This window comes from Exiguobacterium sp. EA-TM-5 (assembly GCF_053878415.1).
In genome coordinates, this window is record NZ_CM132670.1 from 381,518 (window position 1) to 403,133 (window position 21,616).

Here is a 21,616-nt window from a genome sequence, read left to right on the forward strand (position 1 = left end):
TTTTGCCTCATCGTTCAGTTTTCAAAGTTCGTCATAAAAATGGTGGAGCCTAGCGGGATCGAACCGCTGACCTCCTGCGTGCAAGGCAGGCGCTCTCCCAGCTGAGCTAAGGCCCCATTAAAGGGATGAAATTGAAGATGGTCGGGAAGACAGGATTCGAACCTGCGACCCCTTGGTCCCAAACCAAGTGCTCTACCAAGCTGAGCTACTTCCCGAAAATGCACCCTGAGAGATTCGAACTCCCGACCCCTTGATTCGTAGTCAAGTACTCTATCCAGCTGAGCTAAGGGTGCGGAATATAAGGATCAAACAGTAAACATCCAAAATGAAAAATGGTACCGAGGGCCGGAATCGAACCGGCACGGGGAAACCCCCGCAGGATTTTAAGTCCTGTGCGTCTACCAGTTCCGCCACCCCGGCAGGGATATAAAAGGTAGAACCTTCATTCACAATTGAATTCTGGTGATCATTAAAGATAAAAATGGTGCCGGCAACAGGAGTCGAACCCGCGACCTACTGATTACAAGTCAGTTGCTCTACCAGCTGAGCTACACCGGCAAGTGTAATAAAAATGGTGGAGGATGACGGGATCGAACCGCCGACCCCCTGCTTGTAAGGCAGGTGCTCTCCCAGCTGAGCTAATCCTCCATATGTATCGCCTGGCAGCGTCCTATCCTCACAGGGGGAAGCCCCCAACTACTTTCGGCGTTCAAGTGCTTAACTTCCGTGTTCGGCATGGGAACGGGTGTGACCACTTGGCTATCGCCACCAGACATTTATTATCTTAACATTATGTTCACATAACGTCAAGACTTTTTTTCGTTTTTTTGAAAGGCTCGCGCCCTCAAAACTGAAGTCATCAACAAGCATCTGCTAGAACAAGGCCTCGACCGATTAGTATCACTCAGCTCCACATGTCGCCATGCTTCCACCCGTGACCTATCTACCTCATCGTCTCTGAGGGGTCTTTCTTGATTACTCAAAGGGAAATCTCATCTTGGAGGGGGCTTCATGCTTAGATGCTTTCAGCATTTATCCCGTCCGCACGTAGCTACCCAGCGATGCTCCTGGCGGAACAACTGGTACACCAGCGGTGCGTCCATCCCGGTCCTCTCGTACTAAGGACAGCTCTCCTCAAATTTCCTGCGCCCACGACGGATAGGGACCGAACTGTCTCACGACGTTCTGAACCCAGCTCGCGTACCGCTTTAATGGGCGAACAGCCCAACCCTTGGGACCTACTCCAGCCCCAGGATGCGATGAGCCGACATCGAGGTGCCAAACCTCCCCGTCGATGTGGACTCTTGGGGGAGATCAGCCTGTTATCCCCAGGGTAGCTTTTATCCGTTGAGCGATGGCCCTTCCATGCGGAACCACCGGATCACTAAGCCCGACTTTCGTCCCTGCTCGACTTGTAGGTCTCGCAGTCAAGCTCCCTTCTGCCTTTGCGCTCTACGAATGATTTCCAACCATTCTGAGGGAACCTTTGGGCGCCTCCGTTACTGTTTAGGAGGCGACCGCCCCAGTCAAACTACCCGCCTGACACGGTCCTCCAGCCGGATGACGGCTGCGAGTTAGAGACTCTATGCATGAAGGGCGGTATCCCAAGGGTGACTCCTCCGAAGCTGGCGCTCCGGGCTCGACGTCTCCCGCCTATCCTGTACATCATGCACAAAGCCTCAATATCAGGCTGTAGTAAAGCTCCATGGGGTCTTTCCGTCCTGTCGCGGGTAACCTGCATCTTCACAGGTACTATGATTTCACCGGGTCTCTCGTTGAGACAGTGCCCAAATCGTTACGCCTTTCGTGCGGGTCGGAACTTACCCGACAAGGAATTTCGCTACCTTAGGACCGTTATAGTTACGGCCGCCGTTTACTGGGGCTTCGGTTCAAAGCTTCGCTTGCGCTAACCCATCCCCTTAACCTTCCAGCACCGGGCAGGCGTCAGCCCCTATACGTCATCTTGCGATTTAGCAGAGACCTGTGTTTTTGCTAAACAGTCGTTTGGGCCTATTCACTGCGGCTCTACATGTGTAGAGCGTCCCTTCTCCCGAAGTTACGGGACCATTTTGCCGAGTTCCTTAACGAGAGTTATCCCGCGCGTCTTAGAATTCTCATCTCGCCTACCTGTGTCGGTTTACGGTACTGGCGCCTTCCCCCTCACTAGAGGCTTTTCTTGGCAGTGTGAAATCGTGACCTACGTCCCTACGGGACTCCGCATCGTTCCTTGACTTTGATGCCTGACGGATTTGCCAATCAGACGGTCTTGAAACTTGCACATGCACTTCCATCCGCATGCGTCACTATCCTCCTGCGTCCCCCCATTGTTCAAACGGTGGATCGGCGGTACAGGAATATCAACCTGTTATCCATCGCCTACGCCTTTCGGCCTCGGCTTAGGTCCAGACTAACCCTGAGCGGACGAGCCTTCCTCAGGAAACCTTGGGCTTTCGACGGAGGGGATTCTCACCCCTCTTTTCGCTACTCACACCGGCATTCTCACTTCCAAACGCTCCACTGCTCCTTCCGGTACAGCTTCACAGCGGTTTGGAACGCTCCCCTACCATTCCTTACGGAATCCGCAGCTTCGGTGGTATGTTTAGCCCCGTTACATTTTCGGCGCGGCGCCACTCGACTAGTGAGCTATTACGCACTCTTTGAATGGTGGCTGCTTCTAAGCCAACATCCTAGCTGTCTAGGCAGCGCCACATCCTTTTCCACTTAACATACACTTTGGGACCTTAGCTGGCGGTCTGGGCTGTTTCCCTCTTGACTACGGATCTTATCACTCGCAGTCTGACTCCCGAGTATAAGTTGCTGGCATTCGGAGTTTAACTGAATTCGGTAACCCTGTGGGGGCCCCTAGTCCAATCAGTGCTCTACCTCCAGAACTCTCAACCTCGAGGCTAGCCCTAAAGCTATTTCGGGGAGAACCAGCTATCTCCAGGTTCGATTGGCATTTCACCGCTACCCACACCTCATCCCCGCACTTTTCAACGTGCGTGGGTTCGGACCTCCAGTCAGTGTTACCTGACCTTCATCCTGGACATGGGTAGATCACCTGGTTTCGGGTCTACGACAACGCACTGAACGCCCTGTTCAGACTCGCTTTCGCTACGGCTCCGCCTCATCGGCTTAACCTCGCGCGTTATCGTAACTCGCCGGTTCATTCTACAAAAGGCACGCCATCACCCATTAACGGGCTCTGACTACTTGTAGGCATACGGTTTCAGGATCTATTTCACTCCCCTTCCGGGGTGCTTTTCACCTTTCCCTCACGGTACTGGTTCACTATCGGTCACTAGGGAGTATTTAGCCTTGGGAGATGGTCCTCCCGGATTCCGACGGGGTTTCACGTGTCCCGCCGTACTCAGGATCCACTCTGGAGGGAAAACAGTTTCAGCTACAGGGCTGTCACCTTCTTCGGCGGACCTTTCCAGGTCCTTCACCTACTGTCTTCCTTTTTGACTCCGTATAGAGTGTCCTACAACCCCGAAGAGCATGCTCTTCGGTTTGGGCTGTTCCCGTTTCGCTCGCCGCTACTCAGGGAATCGCATTTGCTTTCTCTTCCTCCGGGTACTTAGATGTTTCAGTTCCCCGGGTCTGCCTCACGCTACACTATGTATTCATGTAACATGTCCCATCCCATTACAGATGGTGGGTTCCCCCATTCGGAAATCTTCGGATCAAAGCATACTTACTGCTCCCCGAAGCATATCGCTGTTCGTCGCGTCCTTCATCGGCTCCTAGTGCCAAGGCATCCACCGTACGCCCTTCATACCTTGATCTAGCGTTGGTATTCTAAGAACACACGTCTAATGACATGGTTATAAAAAGTTTGATGTCTTGTTGATGTCTTCAGTTTTCAAGGTGCGAGTGTCTCTATCGAGACTGAGAGACGAGCTCTCAAAACTGAACGATGGGCATGTCCCGTAAGGGACGTTTTCCTTAGAAAGGAGGTGATCCAGCCGCACCTTCCGATACGGCTACCTTGTTACGACTTCACCCCAATCATCTACCCCACCTTCGACGGCTGGCTCCTTGCGGTTACCTCACCGGCTTCGGGTGTTGCAAACTCTCGTGGTGTGACGGGCGGTGTGTACAAGACCCGGGAACGTATTCACCGCAGTATGCTGACCTGCGATTACTAGCGATTCCGACTTCATGCAGGCGAGTTGCAGCCTGCAATCCGAACTGGGAACGGCTTTATGGGATTGGCTCCACCTCGCGGTCTCGCTGCCCTTTGTACCGTCCATTGTAGCACGTGTGTAGCCCAACTCATAAGGGGCATGATGATTTGACGTCATCCCCACCTTCCTCCGGTTTGTCACCGGCAGTCTCCCTAGAGTGCCCAACTAAATGCTGGCAACTAAGGATAGGGGTTGCGCTCGTTGCGGGACTTAACCCAACATCTCACGACACGAGCTGACGACAACCATGCACCACCTGTCACCATTGTCCCCGAAGGGAAAACTTGATCTCTCAAGCGGTCAATGGGATGTCAAGAGTTGGTAAGGTTCTTCGCGTTGCTTCGAATTAAACCACATGCTCCACCGCTTGTGCGGGTCCCCGTCAATTCCTTTGAGTTTCAGCCTTGCGGCCGTACTCCCCAGGCGGAGTGCTTAATGCGTTAGCTTCAGCACTGAGGGGCGGAAACCCCCCAACACCTAGCACTCATCGTTTACGGCGTGGACTACCAGGGTATCTAATCCTGTTTGCTCCCCACGCTTTCGCGCCTCAGCGTCAGTTACAGACCAAAGAGTCGCCTTCGCCACTGGTGTTCCTCCACATCTCTACGCATTTCACCGCTACACGTGGAATTCCACTCTTCTCTTCTGTACTCAAGCCTTCCAGTTTCCAATGGCCCTCCCCGGTTGAGCCGGGGGCTTTCACATCAGACTTAAAAGGCCGCCTGCGCGCGCTTTACGCCCAATAATTCCGGACAACGCTTGCCACCTACGTATTACCGCGGCTGCTGGCACGTAGTTAGCCGTGGCTTTCTCGTAAGGTACCGTCAAGGTACGAGCATTACCTCTCGTACGTGTTCTTCCCTTACAACAGAGTTTTACGATCCGAAAACCTTCATCACTCACGCGGCGTTGCTCCATCAGACTTTCGTCCATTGTGGAAGATTCCCTACTGCTGCCTCCCGTAGGAGTCTGGGCCGTGTCTCAGTCCCAGTGTGGCCGATCACCCTCTCAGGTCGGCTATGCATCGTCGCCTTGGTGGGCCATTACCTCACCAACTAGCTAATGCACCGCAAGGCCATCTCAAGGTGACGCCGGAGCGCCTTTCATCAGCGGACCATGCGGTCCGTTGAACTATCCGGTATTAGCTCCGATTTCTCGGAGTTATCCCAATCCTTGAGGCAGGTTCCTTACGTGTTACTCACCCGTCCGCCGCTCATTCCACTGCCTTCCCTCCGAAGAGTTCCGTCAGCTTCCTGCGCTCGACTTGCATGTATTAGGCACGCCGCCAGCGTTCGTCCTGAGCCAGGATCAAACTCTCCATAAAGTGTTTGACTTGCTCGTTGTTGTGACCGAAGTCACGATTGACGAAGCTTGCGCTTCATTCGTTTTTGTATTCCGTAGAATACGTTTTTGCCTCATCGTTCAGTTTTCAAAGTTCGTCGTGTCGTTTTCAGCGACTTTAATATCATACCAGGTTATCAACTCGATTGTCAACAACTTTTTTGATATTTATTTTTGTGTGTCACGACCATTCGCGGCACAAGAAGTAATATACCATGGCTTTTCGAATCGTACAAGCGTTTTATTAGAAAAACATTTAAAAACTTTTATTTACCCGTTTTTTAACTTGATTATGCTTACGATCTCTTCAAAAAGAACGCTCCGTTCCTTCTATATAGAAAGAACGAAGCTGCTCCATTCATTAATTTTGTTGGTGACGCATCGTTGGGAAGAGTAATACATCACGAATCGATGGTGCGTTCGTCAACAACATGACGAGACGATCAATCCCGATTCCAAGACCGCCTGTTGGTGGCATACCGTATTCGAGTGCTTCAATGAAGTCTGTATCCATTTCATGCGCTTCATCGTTACCTGCTTCTTTTTCGACGAGTTGTGCTTCGAACCGTTCACGTTGATCGATTGGATCGTTCAACTCCGTGAAGGCATTCGCATGTTCACGACGGACGATGAATAATTCAAAGCGATCCGTAAAGCGTGGATCTTCAGGATTCTTCTTCGCTAATGGTGATACTTCAACAGGATGACCATAGACGAATGTTGGTTGAACGAGAGTTTCTTCTACTTTTTGTTCAAAGAATTCATTTAGAATGTGTCCTGTCGTCATATGCGACTGGACTTCTACACCGTGTTCATGCGCGAGTTCTAGAGCACGTTCGTTTGAAATCTGTTCAAAGAAGTCGACACCTGTTGCTTCTTTAACGAGATCAACCATGTGCGCACGTTTCCAACCCACAGATAGATCAATGATGTCTTCTCCGTAAGTGACCTGTGTTGTACCGAGTACTTCTTGCGCAACATGAGCAATCAGGTTCTCTGTTAAGTTCATGATGTCTTTATAGTCAGCATACGCTTCATATAGTTCGATCATCGTAAATTCTGGGTTGTGACGCGTTGAGATTCCTTCATTACGGAACACGCGACCGATTTCGTAGACTTTCTCAAGTCCACCGACGATCAAACGTTTCAGATGGAGTTCAATCGCAATCCGCATGTAAAGCGTCATGTCGAGTGCATTATGATGCGTGATGAACGGACGAGCCGACGCTCCACCCGCGATTGTGTGCAACATTGGTGTTTCGACTTCCAAGTATCCGAGGTTATCGAGATATTGACGGATTCCGCGAATGACTTTACTCCGTGCGATGAATGTCTCACGTGATTCTTGGTTCGTAATGAGATCGAGGTAACGCTGACGATAACGTTGTTCGATATCTTTTAATCCGTGATATTTATCCGGAAGTGGACGTAGTGCTTTTGTTAATAACGTAAATGCTGTGACGTGAACAGAGAGTTCACCAACATTCGTCTTAAACACGTATCCTTGAATTCCAACGATGTCACCTAAGTCACATGTCTTATAAATTTCATAAGCATCTTCCCCAACATCATCTTTACGGACATACAACTGAATTTGACCTTGAACATCTTGAATGTTCGTAAAGCCAACCTTCCCTTTACGGCGCGTCGTCATGACACGACCTGCGATCGCTACTTCCGGTTTCAGTTCAGCTAATTCTTCTTTTGTATGTTCACCAAATGATGCACGAATGCTCGCGGTATCCGTCGAACGTTCAAAACGTGCGCCGAATGGATCGAGACCTTGTTCACGCATGGCGTTCATCTTACCGAGACGCACCTGCATTTGATCGTTCATTTCCATATCCTGACTCACTGTCTTCACTCCTTTTAATAATGGTTCACGACGATTCCCTCGAATAAAAAGCTGCCGGAATGACCGACAGCCCCTTTAGAAAACCGATACGCTCATCTTCAATGCAACTAGCGTACCACAAAACGCCTCTGTCCGACCATACTTTACCTGTTAGGCATATGCTACGTCTTCTTCGAGTGTTTGTAAGTACTGCTGTAAGAGTTCAACGAGTCCCGCGTGTGTGTCAATATTAAATAACGCATTGCGAACACGACCGTTCCCTTTCATCCCTTTCAAGTACCACGCGACATGTGTCCGCATTTCGCGCACTGCGAGTTCTTCTCCTTTTAAAGCGACTAAACGCGTAGCATGTAAAAGACAAATATCGATCTTCTCGCGTGCTGTTGGTTCTGCCGGAAGCGTTCCTGATTCAAGGTACTGGATCGTCTGATACAGCATCCATGGATTCCCGAGTGCTGCCCGTCCGATCATGACACCGTCAACACCAATCTCATCAATCATTCGTTTGGCATCTTGTGGGGTCTGAACATCCCCATTTCCGATGATTGGGATATTGACCGCTTTTTTTGCTTCCCCGATGATGTTCCAGTCTGCGACACCTTCATATTTTTGCGAACGTGTCCGTCCGTGAATGGCAACAGCCTTCGCGCCACCCGCTTCTGCTGCTTTGACATTATCCACACAATAGATGTGATGACTGTCCCATCCGGTCCGCATCTTGACCGTCACCGGTTTATCGATTGCCTGCGTCACCGCATGGACCATCTCATAGACCTTGTCTGGATCAAGCAGCCACTTTGCTCCGGCATCACTCTTCGTGACTTTCGGGACCGGACACCCCATATTGATATCAATGATATCAGCATTCGTGTTCGCCTCGACATATTGCGCGGCTTGAACAAGCGTCTCTTTTGAACCACCATAGATTTGAAGACTGAGTGGTTTTTCTCGTTCATCGACATAGAGCATCTGAAGCGTCCGTTCGTTCTCGTACAAGATTCCCTTATCGCTGACCATCTCGGCACAGACAAGTCCTGCTCCGAATTCTTTTGCAATCAAACGAAACGCCGGATTACAGACGCCTGCCATCGGTGCCAAGATGACCTGATTCTTTAGTTTGATATCACCAATGTTCCATTCCATTACTGTTCCTCCGCTTCTAAAAGACCACCTAACTGCCGCACACCGTTTCGTTCCGACTCTGGTAACTGCTCATACAGCTGCTCGACATTTTGTCCAAGACCAGGAACGATTTGTTCTGCTGCAAGTTCACGTAATGGTGCAAGGACGAACGCCCGCTCTTGCATCCGTGGATGCGGGACGGTTAATCCTTCTAAATCAATTCGTTCTTCCGCATACAGCAAAATATCTAAGTCAAGCGTCCGCGGTCCATTTTTAAATAGGCGCTTACGTCCTTCAAGCTGTTCGATTTCTTGTAATCGTCCGAGCAATACATCGGCATCGTCCGTCGTTTGAATCGCGACGACCATGTTATAGAATAAATCCTGATCGAGATAACCGACCGGTAATGTTTCATAAATCGATGAAGCTTGAACATCGTGCACAGACGGTAATGCTCTCAGATGCGCAACCGCCGCTCTTAAATGAGCCGCTTTATCACCAATGTTCGAACCAAGTGCAATATACGCGTACTTCATACATAATCCTCCCGGAGTCGATTGATCTCGACCGCCACATGTTCATAGTGCCCGGCAATCGGCGGATCCGGTTTGATGACTTTAATCGACGCCTCTTCAATCCGTCCGTCTAACGCAAAGACGGCTTTAGCAATACGATCCGCCAAGGCTTCGACGAGTTGGAGCGGTTCTCCTTCGACGACATGTTTCGTCGCTTCATACAATTCAGCGTAATTGACGCTTTTCGTCAAATCATCTGTTCGACCGGCTTCTGCCAATGCAAGTCCGATCGATAAGTCGACATTAAAGCGTTGACCCAGTTTTGTCTCCTCTGCGAATACACCGTGGTATCCATAAAAACGCATCCCGGTGACATGAATTCGATCCATCGTTATTCCCCCTTCGTCGCTGCCAACATGATATCCATCATCTGCGCTGCCCGTTTGACTTCTTTCACGTCATGCACACGCATCCAGTCACACCCTTGTTGAATGCCATAACAGACCGTCGCGATCGTTCCCTCAAGTCGTTCTTCCGTCGGTAATCCGAGCGCAAGTCCAATCATCGATTTACGGGATGTCCCGAGTAAAACCGGATAACCGAAGTCTGTTACGATCGACAAGTGACGCATCAGATACAAATTTTCCTCGTGTGTCTTCATGAAGCCGATTCCCGGATCGAGCCAAATGTGTTCTTCTGCGACATTTGCCTGCTTCGCTAACCGAATCGACTCCTCGAGGTCAGCCCGGACTTCCGCGAGCATATCTGTTCCATGTGCCGTCTCTCGATTATGCATCAAAATGATTGGAACATGATGTCGCGCCGCCACGTCGACCATCGAACGATCGCCCCACTTTGAGCCCCACACATCATTAATGATATCTGCTCCTGCCTCAATAGCGGCTTCCGCGACGATCGGTTTATACGTATCAATTGAAACGAGTACATTCAATTCCTGTTTGATCCGCTTGATTACCGGTATGACACGTGCGAGTTCTTCTTCGACCGATACGAATGCCGCACCCGGACGCGTCGATTCTCCACCAACATCGATTGCATCTGCTCCGTCTGCGACCAGCTGACGTGCTTGACGCACCGCTTGCTCGACATCCACATATTGTCCACCGTCTGAAAAGGAGTCCGGTGTTACGTTTAAAATACCCATGATGTAGGTCATCGTTGTTCCCTCCTTGTTGTCACATGTTCAACGGATTGATCAAACAGCGTCATGATCTGCGCATATCCTGTTCCATTAATTCCGGGGAAGGGGCGTCCATCGAGTGACGAGATTGCGACCGCTTCCTGAACAGAATTTGTATAAATGATCTCATCTGCTTCTTCGAGTTGCGGTAAATAAGCGAGACGTTCTTCGACTGGTAGGTGTTGCATCAAAAACTGACGCGTAATCCCGTTCAGTGCTCCGGTCTCAAGCGGTGACGTATACCATGTGCTCCCGTAACGCCAAAAGATATTGGATGTAATCCCCTCGCACACATGACCTTCTTTCGTTAAGAACAACCCTTCCGCTTCTGGATTGAACAGCTGACGTTTCGCTACTAAATTATTCATGTAATGATGTGACTTCAAACGATATGTCGTCTCGGGCGTACTCCGCGGTAAACGAATCGTTTCGAGTGCACGTTCTGCTCGCTTTCGTGGAGCGATCGGTTTCGCATAGATCAATACGGTCGGTGTGTCGTAAGGGTCAATTGATAACCCAATCTCACGCGGACCAGCCGAGACATTCAAACGGATATAGAGGTCATTCGCCTCGTACACTTTATATAAATCCTGGGTCGCTTGCCGTAACGCTTCTCGATCGTATGGTAGTTGGATCCCGAGCGCAATACAACTCATCCGTAAGCGTTCGATATGATCATCGAATAAAAACGGATGTCCGTTATAGGTCCGAAACGTCTCAAATACACCCATTCCGTAGACGTATCCGTGATCGAGTGGTGAGATTCTTACCTCTTCTTCTCGTTTAATGGTTCCGTCATGCCAGAGATACATAATGCGTCAACTCCAAGAAATTTTTTAACATCTGTTTGCCGTCTCGCGTCAAAATTGCTTCTGGATGAAACTGCACACCGTGAATCGGTAACGTCCGGTGACGAAGTGCCATGATTTCGCCGCCTGCTTCTGCCGTCACTTCGAGCACTTCCGGAAACGTCTCACGTTCAATGACGAGTGAATGATAACGTGTCACCGGTGTTGCTTGTGGGATTTGTTCAAACATCCCTTGTCCGTCATGCGTAAGCGATGAGACTTTCCCGTGCATCAATTCCTTCGCTCGAATGACTTTCCCACCAAATACTTGTCCGATTGCTTGATGACCTAAGCAGACTCCTAAAATCGGTATCTTCCCAGCAAAGTAAGCAATCGCTTCTAAACTAATCCCTGCTTCATTCGGTGTACACGGACCGGGCGAGATAACGAGGTGATCAGGACGTAGCGCTTCGATTTCTTCAAGCGTAATCGCGTCGTTGCGAAACACACGAATGTCTTGTCCGAGTTCACCGAAATACTGGACTAAGTTATACGTAAATGAATCATAGTTATCAATCAGTACAATCATTGTGTTCCCTCCGCCGTTTCTTTGGTTACCCATAATGCTTTTGCCTTACTAAGTGACTCCTCATATTCACGTGCCGCATCGGAATCCGTAACGACTCCAGCACCCGCTTGGACATACGCCATCCCGTCTTTTGCAACGAGCGTTCGAATCAAGATGTTAAAGATGACATCATCTGCCCAGCTGATGAAACCAAGTGATCCAGTATAGATACCGCGTCTGACCGGTTCTAGTTCCTCGATGATTTCCATCGTCCGGATTTTTGGTGCTCCGGTGATCGTTCCACCTGGGAACATCGCAGCGAGCACTTGACTTCCGGAATGTTCCGGCGCCACTTGTCCTCTGACGTTCGATACGATGTGCTGCACATGGGAGTATTTCTCGATCACCATCAGCTCATCGACATGAACCGTACCATAACGACTGACACGCCCTAAATCATTTCGCTCTAAATCAACGAGCATCACATGCTCTGCCCGTTCTTTTTCGTTATCGAGTAAAGTTTTGGCAAGCCGTAAATCCTCTGCTTCATCCTTCCCTCGCGGACGTGTTCCGGCAATCGGTCGCGTCGACAGTTCGTCACCGATTTTTTCGACAAGCAATTCTGGCGATGCCGACACGAGTGTTAAATCCTCGTCAGCAAAGTAACCCATATAGGGTGAAGGATTGACCTGTCGTAATACATCATAGAGATGTTCCGGTGTCGTCCCGAGCGGTTCTTGTTGACGGACGGACAAATTGACTTGGAAGACGTCACCGTCCTCAATATACGATTTAATCCGGTGTGCGGCTGTCATGAACGCTTCCTGTCCGAAAGCTCGTTCCCGCTCACCTGATGAACCGGTCGCAGCAAACTGAGGCGCTCCTGTCTCAATACACCAACGCGTGATTTCTGTTTCAAGGACATGCACTGCTTCTTCTGCTGAATCACGTGTCACGGCAACGAACAATTGCTTCGTCTCCTCATCAAACACAGCGACTTCATCGTACCAATAGAACGATAAATCCGGCGTCTGAAGATCATCTACTGCCTGCACGGGTAACTTCTCTAAATAACGGACGGCATCATAACTCACGTATCCGGCAAATCCACCAAAGAACGGTGGCATCCCGGCAGGTCGAACAGATTCACGTTCGACTCGGAGCTGTTCGAGGACATCAAATGGATTCGCAATCGATGTTTCGACTTTTCCATCTGTCTCGATCGTCGTTATCCCGTCCTTCGTACGAATGTATCCGACAGGACGGATGGCGGCCATCGTATAGCTTCCGATCCGACCACTTTCAAGCCAGACATGTCCGGTTGTTCCAGTCGTCTGCTCAACGTAGCGATTATAGAATTGTTCTTTTGTCCATGGTATTGCTTTATATTTCGTCTGTCGCATGCGCGTCCCCCACTTCACACTATTCTGCTCTCATTATACGCAAAAAAGTACACGGAAGCCGAATGACTTCCGTGTACGTACTGTTGATTATTTTGATTGATCTGCTTCTTCCTCGACTTGATACAGTGGTGTACTTAAGTACCGTTCACCGTTCGAAGGAATGATCGCGAGGACATTTTTTCCTTTTCCAAGGCGTTTTGCTATCTTGAGCGCTGCCGCAATCGCAGCACCTGACGAGATACCACCTAAGACACCGTTCGTCTTCGCTGCTCGACGTGCGTGCTCGAATGCTTCTTCTGTCGTGATTTGCTCGACACCATCATAAATGTCTGTATCGAGAATCGACGGTACGAATCCAGCACCGATTCCTTGCAATTTATGCGGTCCTGGTTTACCACCAGATAAGACGGGTGAATCCGTTGGTTCGACGGCAATGATTTCGATTCCTTTGAAAGCATCGCGTAACACTTTCCCAGCACCCGTGATTGTTCCACCTGTTCCGATACCCGCGATGAACGCATCGAGTTGCATGCCTTCGAACGCTTCGACGATTTCAGGACCTGTCGTTTTTTCGTGAACGACTGGATTGGCACCGTTATTGAACTGTTGTGGCATGAAGTAACCATGCTCTTCCGCTTCCGCTGTCGCGCGAGCAATCGCACCCTTCATCCCTTCAGGTCCTGGTGTCAGAATCAATTCTGCACCATAGGCGCGAAGCAACGTCCGGCGCTCCATGCTCATCGTTTCAGGCATGACGAGGATGGCGCGATACCCTTTCGCCGAAGCGACCATCGCAAGCCCAATTCCTGTGTTACCACTCGTCGGCTCGATGATCGTGTCGCCTTCTTTGAGTTGACCCGCTTCTTCTGCTGCCTCGATCATTGATAAGGCGATCCGGTCTTTTACGCTCGACCCCGGATTCATGTACTCCAGTTTCAGATAAACATCTGCATCCTCAGGACCCGTTAGATGATGTAACTTGACGATCGGCGTTCGACCGACTAAATCTAGTACTGAATTCGCAATACGCATGACCATTCCTCCTCATTAGTGAACCGCTTGAATTCCAAGTAATCCGATAGACTAATTATCAGCGGATTGGATGAAATCTGTCAATCAAAGCGTTTGACTTCCGGCTTTTTTCCATCTTTTGTCTGGCGTTCGACCGCTTCTTGAATCAACCGATCAATCGTCTGCTTCTCCTGCTCCGTGCGCATCGTCTGATAAACCATCGCTCGCGTGATCTTTTCATCACCGACTTCGGCAACGACATCCTCAAGCGGACCACCGATACTATCCTGAACGATTTTAGGAGAATCGACTTTCGGGAGCTCACCCATGAAGGCGTAAGCACCGGTCATGAAATTCGTCAACATTAAGATGAAGATCAACATCCACAAGTACTTAGGTTGTACATTCCCCATATCAGATCCCTCTTATGCTCTTTCGAGTGATTTTTCGCGAAGTTCCTCTAATTCTGGAACATCATAGTGATAATGTTCTGAACAGAAGTGACAAACAGCTTCCGCGCCACCATCTTCATCAATCATTGCTTGGATCTCATCTGGACCGAGTGCGATGATCGCTGTCGCTAACTTTTCGCGGTCACACGTACATTCGAACGAGACCGGAATCGTATCGAGGTGCTCATAGTCACCGAGAACGAGTTCGAGCATCTCTTCTGGTGTTTTTTCCTCACCGACAAGAATTGAGATTGGTTTAAGGGCTGCGACACGTTTTTCAAGCGCTGAAATCGTCTCTTCCGATGCACCTGGCATCAACTGAACAATCAACCCACCTGCTGCGATGACCGATTCGTCTTCTGGATAAACCAGTACACCTGCGCCAACGACCGATGGACTTTGTTCCGATACAGCGAAGTAATACGTGAAGTCTTCACTGATCTCACCTGTTTGAATCGGTGACTGACCACCGACGAAGTCACGTAGTCCAAGGTCTTTAATGACAGAAATGTTTCCGCGACCGACTGCTTCACCGACTTTTAATTTCGTCAGACCGTCTGCATTGACGTACGTATCCATCTCGACTCGTGGACGACTGACGTAGCCACGAACGACACCTTTTGCGTCGGCATCAACGATGATCTTCCCGATTGGTCCATCGCCTTCCACTTTCAACGTGACACGTGTATCGCCTTTTTGCATCGTACCCATCATTGCGCCGATTGTCAGTGTCCGACCGAGTGCTGCTGTAACGACCGGTGTCGTTTGGTGGCGGAGTTGTGCTTCATAAACCGTTTTTGTTGAACGGATCGCAAACGCACGGACTTCACCGTTGAAGCCTAACGCCCGTACTAAATAATCATCTTTTAATTGTGCTAATAATTCTTCACGTTTCATCTTGATTCCCTCACTTATTTCGTTCGTAGATAATCCGTAATCCATCTAACGTCAAGAATGGATCGACGACTTCAATCATCGTGGATTCCTCGCTAATTAATCGGGCTAAACCACCAGTCGCAATGACCTTCGCTTCACCCATTTCATCTTTCATCCGGTGGACGAGTCCGTCTACCTGTGCCACGTATCCAAAATACGTGCCCGACTGCATCGCATGGATCGTATTCCGTCCAATCGCTGACTGTGGCTTCGCAATTTCGATTCGTGGTAATTTTGCTGCCTTATTATAGAGTGCCTCGGTAGCAACCATCACACCTGGTGAGATGATGCCACCGTAATACCGTTTTTGTGCATCGATGTAACAATACGTCGTTGCTGTTCCGAAATCGACGATGATCATCGGTCCCTCGTATTTCGCTGTCGCCGCTACTGCATTGACGATTCGATCGGCCCCCACTTCACGTGGATTGTCGACTTTTAAATCAAGTCCTGTCTTAATTCCTGGTCCGATCAAGAATGGACGACGTTTGAAGTAACGCACACACATGTTTTCGAGTGGAAACACGACGGGGGGTACGACAGATGATAACACGATTCCCTCAACTTCTTCCACGTTTAGCTCTGCGTCGCGGAACAACGCCTTGACGAGCATACCGTATTCGTCCGTCGTACGTGTCCGGTCTGTCGCAATCCGCCAATGCTCAATCAACTCTTGTCCTTGATAGACACCTAAGACGATATTCGTATTTCCGACATCGATGACTAAAATCATTTGCTTATTTCCCCGCTTCTTCTCGATTTTCATTCTTTTCTCCATTCCAATTCTGCACGATAGGAATGATATACGTTGTGATTATACCATGCTCGTATAGCCACACCTACAGATGTGTATTCACCCATTCTGCAACAAAAAAGAACGGATTCGATAACCATCGAATCCGTTCCCTTCGGCTTACACTTGATCGTCGCGGCGCGGCGTATCTGGTGTATCCGTATCTACATTTTTTCCTTCATCAACGACTGAGCCCATTTGCGTTGGAGACTGTGTCGGTTGATCAACAGTTACATCTGTCGATTCCGGTGCTTTCTCTTCTGCTTTTGGAGTCGTTGCTTCTGGTTCATGTTTTTTGTATTCGCCTGTCTCTAAGAGATGGTGAATTTGTTTTTGATCGAGTGTTTCAACTTCAAGCAACGTCGTTGCAATCAAGTCGAGCTGATCGCGTTTCTCAGTCAGGATATCTTTCGCTTTTTGGTAACAGCGATTGATGATCGCTTGGATTTCCGTATCGATCTCGTGTGCAATCGCATCCGAGTAGTTCTGTTCGTTTTGGAAATCACGGCCGAGGAAGACGTTACCACTTTGACCTGATCCGAATTGAAGGGGTCCGAGTTTTTCACTCATCCCGAACTCCATGACCATTTTCCGTGCAAGACCTGTCGCACGTTGGAAGTCATTGCTTGCCCCAGTCGAGACTTCTCCGAAGACGATGTCCTCTGCAACACGACCACCGAGCAATCCAGTAATCTTGTCTTCGAGTTCCGGCTTCGTCATGAAGTAACGATCTTCTTTTGGCAACATGACGACATATCCACCCGCGTTACCGCGAGGAACGATTGTTACTTTGTGTACTTCATCCGCATCGTCGAGCGTGACACCGATAATCGTATGTCCTGCTTCGTGCCATGCGACAATCTTTTTCTCTTTCGGCGAGATGATCCGGCTCTTCTTCGCTGGTCCAGCGATAACACGGTCAATCGCTTCTTCGAGATCAACGATCGATACTTTATCACGGTCTGACCGAGCCGCAACAAGTGCTGCTTCGTTCAGAAGGTTTTCAAGATCCGCACCTGAGAATCCAGGTGTCCGTTGTGCGATAGCTTTTAAATCAACTGTCGAATCGAGCGGTTTATTCCGCGCGTGAACTTTCAAGACTGCTTCACGACCGACAACATCTGGACGGTCAACCGTGATTTGACGGTCAAAACGACCTGGACGGAGTAACGCAGGGTCAAGAATATCAGCACGGTTCGTTGCTGCGATCATGATGATGCCTTCGTTTTCACTGAATCCATCCATCTCAACGAGAAGTTGGTTCAATGTCTGCTCACGCTCATCGTGTCCACCACCGAGACCTGCGCCCCGTTGACGACCGACAGCATCGATTTCATCGATGAAGATGATACATGGTGCATTTTTCTTCGCGTTTTCGAACAAGTCACGGACACGTGATGCCCCGACACCGACGAACATCTCAACGAAGTCAGAACCTGAAATCGAGAAGAATGGTACGCCAGCTTCACCAGCTGCGGCACGCGCAAGCAACGTTTTACCTGTACCTGGAGGACCTACGAGGAGGACCCCTTTCGGAATACGGGCACCGAGTTTTGCGAATTTACGTGGATCTTTCAAGAATTCGACGACTTCGACGAGCTCTTGTTTCTCTTCGTCTGCACCGGCTACATCATCAAACGTAATCTTTTTCTTCTCTGTATCATAGAGGCGTGCCTTCGATTTACCGAAGTTCATGACGCGACCGCCACCACCGCCACCTTGCGCTTGATTAATCAAGAAGAAGAAGAGGATGAAGATGATGATGAATGGAACGATCGTCGTTAGCAGCGCGATCCAACCACCATTCGTTTCTGCTGCCTTAAAGTCCATTTTGACTCCTTGGCTTTTGAGTTGCGTGTAGAGATCCGTTAATTCTGTATCAACAGCCGGTACGACCGTCTCATACGTCGAATCTTTTTCACGCAAATCTCCTGTCACATTATACGTCTGCCCTTCATATTGGAAGGTAGCCGTCTTGATTTCACCTTTTTCAACAGACTCGACAAACTGTGTGTAATTGATTTCTTTGCTTTTGTTCACTGGACTCTGCAAGTATTGCAGAAACAAGATCAAAGCTAGAAAAATGACCCCAAACACGAGGGTATTCTTCACTGCTCGGTTCATCTTATGCCTCCTCTCCGCATCCATCTCGTTTTTCTAATGGATGAATACGAATCCTGGCGCGACAGGGCGCGCTTTGTAATTGGTTTCATCTTATCATGGGACAGACGAGATTAAAAATAATTAGCCACCGTAGACTGCAGGTTTTAAGACACCTACATACGGAAGGTTACGGTACTTCTCTTCGTAATCCAAACCATAACCGACAACGAATTCGTGTGGAATGATGAAGCCACTGTAATCTGCGTGCAAGTCATTCTTCCGTCCTGTCGGTTTGTCGAGCAATGTCACGATTTTAACGGACTTCGCTTTCCGGTACTTGAAGAGGTCTACGAGGTAACCAAGCGTCAATCCGCTGTCGATGATATCTTCGACAATCAAGATGTCGCGTCCTTCTACTGATGTGTTCAAATCTTTTTCAATCTTGACTTCACCTGTTGATGTTGTCCCACCGTGATACGTCGAAACGTCCATGAAGTCCATTTCAAGGTGCATATCCATCTTTTTGACAAGATCGGACATGAAAGGCATTGCACCTTTTAAGACACACACAAGCAACGGAAAACGATCGTGATAATCCGCTGTTAATTCGCCGGCGAGTTCGCCCACTTTATTTTGGATCTCTTCTTCTGAAATCAGTACTTTTTCCATATCGTTCATCAAGGTCATGCTAGGTATTCCTCCTCCATAATAAACACTACATTACCATTCTATCATTAAATAAGATTTTGCGAGGAGTTCAAATGACCCGAATATTGCAATTCGATGTCCAATGACGGCTAAAGTCACTCCATTTGCATCGACGACGACCGGCACTTGTTCCCGGAGATAACGTGGAACCTTCGCATCAATCAGAATTCGACTGACTTTTTTGGAACCAACAGCAAGTTGAATCCGATCTCCCGGACGTGGCGGACGTACCGTCAACGGAAACGCAATCGCGTCCAGTGGAATCCCGTGTGTTCCAATTGAGAAGCGAAGCATTTGTTCACCATAATGATACGTTCCCAAATTCTCCCCTACTTGAAACGGTAAATCGTCATTCATTGACCGCATCACACGATCTTGCATCAAAAAGCCATATGCACGTCGCATCCTCCAGTTTCCATAATACACTTCGTCCGAGCCCTTATCCACCCGAAGCCATGTAACAAAGTGACGAATCGTTTCGGAAGAAAACGTTTCACCCGTTAACGTCGGCAAGACGAGCCGTTGTAAATCCGTCGGCAATTCTAAAATCCGTGCTACCGGAATTCCGTTCTCTTCTTTGCACCGATCGAGGTAAATGGAAACGAATGTCGCCTGTTCGCGCATGATTTCCTGTCGCGCAAGTGCTGCAGCTGCTGTTGCCTGTTCAAAACCAGGACGAATGTCTCGCAACGGTGGAAGAATCGTATGCCGAATTTGATTTCGTAAATAGGTCGTTTCTGCATTTGATGCATCCTCTCGCCACGATACCTCATGTTGCCATGCATAATCGAGTAATGCTTGCTTCGATTCATGTAGTAACGGTCGATGTAACCAGCCGTCACCAAACGGACGAATGGCGGGAATGCCATCAATTTGCGCCTCTCCTCGAACGAGCTGAACTAGTAGCGTTTCGATTTGATCATCTTGATGATGGGCGAGAACAAGACGCGAGCGTCCTGTTTCTTCCATGATTCGCTCAAAAAACGCATACCGTGCTTCACGACAAGCTGCTTGCGAGCTCTTTCGTCCTGCCCAGTCTAAACGCGTCATGAAAAACGAAATCTTTCGAGTCGCTGCCCAGTCTTTGATAAAACGTGCTTCTTCGTCGGATGCTTCTCGTAATCCGTGGTGCACATGCGCAATCGCAATGTCGTACCCGTCTCGGTACAACCGATCGACGAGTACCATCGAGTCACATCCCCCAGACACTCCGACTAGGAGCGGTTCGAACGGCACACCTTCCATAACGACTTCACCCCTTTCCATTAAAACCTAAAAAAAGCTATCTCTATATAATAGAGATAGCTTTTTGAGAATGACCCGTACGGGATTCGAACCCGTGTTACCGCCGTGAAAGGGCGGTGTCTTAACCGCTTGACCAACGGGCCAAAAAAATATGGTAGCGGCGGAGGGAGTCGAACCCACGACCTCACGGGTATGAACCGTACGCTCTAGCCAGCTGAGCTACACCGCCATATTTTTAACTCGTGCGTCTTAAGCACATTTTCTATAATACGGGCAGGTCAAATGAAAGTCAACGCTTTTTATAAAAATAATTTCAAAAAAATAAAAGATGGAATGAACGGCGTCATTCCATCTCTATTCTTATAAAGAACAGGTCAGCAAGTTATTGACGTTTTGCGCCGCGTCCGCCACGTTTTGAATCCGTTTGACGTTTCAATGTAGCAAGACGATCTTCACTATCTTTCAGGAAACTAGACATCAACGTATCGAACGATTGTTCTTTGCGCGGTGGTGGTGTGTTACGGCCACCTTTGTTGAAGCCTCCACGGTTACCGCCTCCACGTGGTCCTTTGTTATCGAACGAACGTGGTCCGCGATCTTGTCCTGCTGGACGTGGTCCACGGTCAAACTGACGTGCCGGACGTGGGCGTTCACCTTCTGGACGATCGACGGCTTTTTTGATGGAAAGACCAATCTTACCATCGTTTTCAACACTTAAGACTTTAACGGTGATTTCTTGACCGACCGTTAATACATCATTGATGTCCTTAACATAAGAATCTGCCACTTCACTGATGTGAACAAGACCAGTTTTCCCTGTTGGTAACTCAACGAACGCTCCGAAATTCGTGATGCCTGTTACTTTCCCTTGCACTTTGCTGCCTACTTCAATCGACATAAATTGTATTGCTCCTTTTTAGTTGATTCGTTTCTTATTATACGAGTGATTCATTCTTTTTTCAATCAATCGGCAACCTTCAATTAGTCTTCAGGTGAAAAGTAGAAGATCGTTTCCCCTTTTTTCGAATAGAGCAACTCACTTCGAGCTAGGTTCGCCACATATTCTTTATCATTGAGACGACTGATTTCTTCTTTCAGACGAGCCGTTTCTTTTTTCGCTTTTGTCTGCTCTTGTTCAGCTACTTGAAATGACTGCTTTTGTTCTGCGATCAATTGCCGTTTTTCCATGTATGACCACCCCATGAGGGAAAAGATGAGCAAAAAGACGGTCAGACACAGGAAAAAGCGATTTTTGAGACGTCGACGGTTTTCGATGGCATTCTGACTCAATTGCTTCTTGCGGTCATTGAGCGGCTTGATCTTTGGCGTAGGACGCCCCGATTCGAGCGGTGTTGGCATATCATCCCTCCTCTTTCTGAGTGGTC

General features: G+C 48.9%; 17 protein-coding genes, 8 tRNA genes and 3 rRNA genes. All 28 read right to left on the reverse strand.

The features are described from left to right. Window positions 1-40: 40 nt before the first annotated feature. A tRNA-Ala gene (locus ACV3PA_RS02040) sits at window positions 41-116 on the reverse strand. Window positions 117-138: 22 nt separating this feature from the next. After that, window positions 139-215, reverse strand: a tRNA-Pro gene (locus ACV3PA_RS02045). A gap of 4 nt (window positions 216-219) precedes the next feature. Further along, window positions 220-293 (reverse strand) — tRNA-Arg (locus tag ACV3PA_RS02050). A 40-nt stretch (window positions 294-333) separates the two neighbouring features. Beyond that, window positions 334-420 (reverse strand) — tRNA-Leu (locus ACV3PA_RS02055). Between the two features lie 62 nt (window positions 421-482). Further along, window positions 483-558: transfer RNA gene (locus tag ACV3PA_RS02060), tRNA-Thr, on the reverse strand. Window positions 559-572: 14 nt separating this feature from the next. Continuing rightward, window positions 573-648: transfer RNA gene (locus ACV3PA_RS02065), tRNA-Val, on the reverse strand. A gap of 9 nt (window positions 649-657) precedes the next feature. After that, window positions 658-773 (reverse strand): 5S ribosomal RNA (gene rrf, locus ACV3PA_RS02070). A 101-nt stretch (window positions 774-874) separates the two neighbouring features. Continuing rightward, window positions 875-3,788: ribosomal RNA gene (locus ACV3PA_RS02075) — 23S ribosomal RNA — on the reverse strand. A 164-nt stretch (window positions 3,789-3,952) separates the two neighbouring features. Continuing rightward, window positions 3,953-5,514: ribosomal RNA gene (locus ACV3PA_RS02080) — 16S ribosomal RNA — on the reverse strand. Together the 16S, 23S and 5S rRNA genes with 6 tRNA genes alongside form the textbook arrangement of a ribosomal RNA operon. Before the next feature lie 378 nt (window positions 5,515-5,892). Beyond that, window positions 5,893-7,374: a lysine--tRNA ligase gene (gene lysS / locus ACV3PA_RS02085; RefSeq protein WP_456125946.1), complete on the reverse strand. Its 1,482-nt coding sequence runs from the start codon at window positions 7,372-7,374 to the stop codon at window positions 5,893-5,895. Window positions 7,375-7,536: 162 nt separating this feature from the next. Then, window positions 7,537-8,529 (reverse strand): tRNA dihydrouridine synthase DusB, encoded by a 993-nt coding sequence (gene dusB, locus ACV3PA_RS02090; RefSeq protein ID WP_456125527.1) that lies wholly within the window; start codon window positions 8,527-8,529, stop codon window positions 7,537-7,539. Continuing rightward, window positions 8,529-9,044 (reverse strand): 2-amino-4-hydroxy-6-hydroxymethyldihydropteridine diphosphokinase, encoded by a 516-nt coding sequence (gene folK, locus ACV3PA_RS02095; protein ID WP_456125528.1) that lies wholly within the window; start codon window positions 9,042-9,044, stop codon window positions 8,529-8,531. Before folK ends, dusB begins: the two co-directional genes overlap by 1 nt. Further along, complete coding sequence (gene folB, locus ACV3PA_RS02100; protein WP_456125529.1) at window positions 9,041-9,412, reverse strand: dihydroneopterin aldolase; 372 nt, start codon at window positions 9,410-9,412, stop codon at window positions 9,041-9,043. The genes folK and folB overlap by 4 nt, the downstream gene beginning before the upstream one ends. A 2-nt stretch (window positions 9,413-9,414) precedes the next feature. After that, window positions 9,415-10,200: a dihydropteroate synthase gene (gene folP, locus ACV3PA_RS02105; RefSeq protein WP_456125530.1), complete on the reverse strand. Its 786-nt coding sequence runs from the start codon at window positions 10,198-10,200 to the stop codon at window positions 9,415-9,417. Then, complete coding sequence (locus tag ACV3PA_RS02110; protein WP_456125531.1) at window positions 10,197-11,036, reverse strand: aminotransferase class IV; 840 nt, start codon at window positions 11,034-11,036, stop codon at window positions 10,197-10,199. The genes folP and ACV3PA_RS02110 overlap by 4 nt, the downstream gene beginning before the upstream one ends. Continuing rightward, the gene (locus ACV3PA_RS02115; RefSeq protein WP_456125532.1) at window positions 11,020-11,601 is read right to left on the reverse strand and encodes an anthranilate synthase component II; all 582 of its coding nucleotides are present in this window, start codon (window positions 11,599-11,601) and stop codon (window positions 11,020-11,022) included. The genes ACV3PA_RS02110 and ACV3PA_RS02115 overlap by 17 nt, the downstream gene beginning before the upstream one ends. Further along, window positions 11,598-12,983, reverse strand: coding sequence for an anthranilate synthase component I family protein (locus tag ACV3PA_RS02120; RefSeq protein ID WP_053454597.1), 1,386 nt, complete (start codon window positions 12,981-12,983; stop codon window positions 11,598-11,600). Before ACV3PA_RS02120 ends, ACV3PA_RS02115 begins: the two co-directional genes overlap by 4 nt. Before the next feature lie 87 nt (window positions 12,984-13,070). Further along, entirely contained in the window at window positions 13,071-14,015 is a 945-nt protein-coding gene (gene cysK, locus ACV3PA_RS02125) for a cysteine synthase A (protein ID WP_456125533.1), read from the reverse strand. An 80-nt stretch (window positions 14,016-14,095) separates the two neighbouring features. Next, window positions 14,096-14,407: a SurA N-terminal domain-containing protein gene (locus ACV3PA_RS02130; protein WP_023466564.1), complete on the reverse strand. Its 312-nt coding sequence runs from the start codon at window positions 14,405-14,407 to the stop codon at window positions 14,096-14,098. A gap of 12 nt (window positions 14,408-14,419) precedes the next feature. Beyond that, entirely contained in the window at window positions 14,420-15,343 is a 924-nt protein-coding gene (gene hslO, locus ACV3PA_RS02135; RefSeq protein WP_053454595.1) for an Hsp33 family molecular chaperone HslO, read from the reverse strand. Between the two features lie 10 nt (window positions 15,344-15,353). Continuing rightward, window positions 15,354-16,115, reverse strand: a complete 762-nt coding sequence (locus tag ACV3PA_RS02140; RefSeq protein WP_053454605.1) for a type III pantothenate kinase — start codon at window positions 16,113-16,115, stop codon at window positions 15,354-15,356. Window positions 16,116-16,295: 180 nt separating this feature from the next. After that, window positions 16,296-18,299 carry an ATP-dependent zinc metalloprotease FtsH gene (gene ftsH, locus ACV3PA_RS02145; RefSeq protein WP_053454594.1) on the reverse strand — a complete coding sequence of 668 codons (2,004 nt, stop codon included), beginning with the start codon at window positions 18,297-18,299 and terminating at the stop codon, window positions 16,296-16,298. A 120-nt stretch (window positions 18,300-18,419) separates the two neighbouring features. Further along, window positions 18,420-18,965, reverse strand: coding sequence for a hypoxanthine phosphoribosyltransferase (hpt, locus tag ACV3PA_RS02150; protein WP_456125534.1), 546 nt, complete (start codon window positions 18,963-18,965; stop codon window positions 18,420-18,422). A 33-nt stretch (window positions 18,966-18,998) separates the two neighbouring features. Continuing rightward, window positions 18,999-20,231 carry a tRNA lysidine(34) synthetase TilS gene (gene tilS, locus ACV3PA_RS02155; protein WP_053454593.1) on the reverse strand — a complete coding sequence of 411 codons (1,233 nt, stop codon included), beginning with the start codon at window positions 20,229-20,231 and terminating at the stop codon, window positions 18,999-19,001. A 71-nt stretch (window positions 20,232-20,302) separates the two neighbouring features. Beyond that, a tRNA-Glu gene (locus ACV3PA_RS02160) sits at window positions 20,303-20,374 on the reverse strand. Between the two features lie 9 nt (window positions 20,375-20,383). Next, window positions 20,384-20,460, reverse strand: a tRNA-Met gene (locus tag ACV3PA_RS02165). A gap of 153 nt (window positions 20,461-20,613) precedes the next feature. Then, window positions 20,614-21,129, reverse strand: coding sequence for a S1 domain-containing RNA-binding protein (locus ACV3PA_RS02170; RefSeq protein WP_035413250.1), 516 nt, complete (start codon window positions 21,127-21,129; stop codon window positions 20,614-20,616). An 83-nt stretch (window positions 21,130-21,212) separates the two neighbouring features. Next, a complete protein-coding gene (locus tag ACV3PA_RS02175) occupies window positions 21,213-21,590 on the reverse strand; it encodes an FtsB family cell division protein (RefSeq protein ID WP_053454592.1) in 378 nt (125 codons plus the stop codon). Window positions 21,591-21,616: the final 26 nt, after the last annotated feature.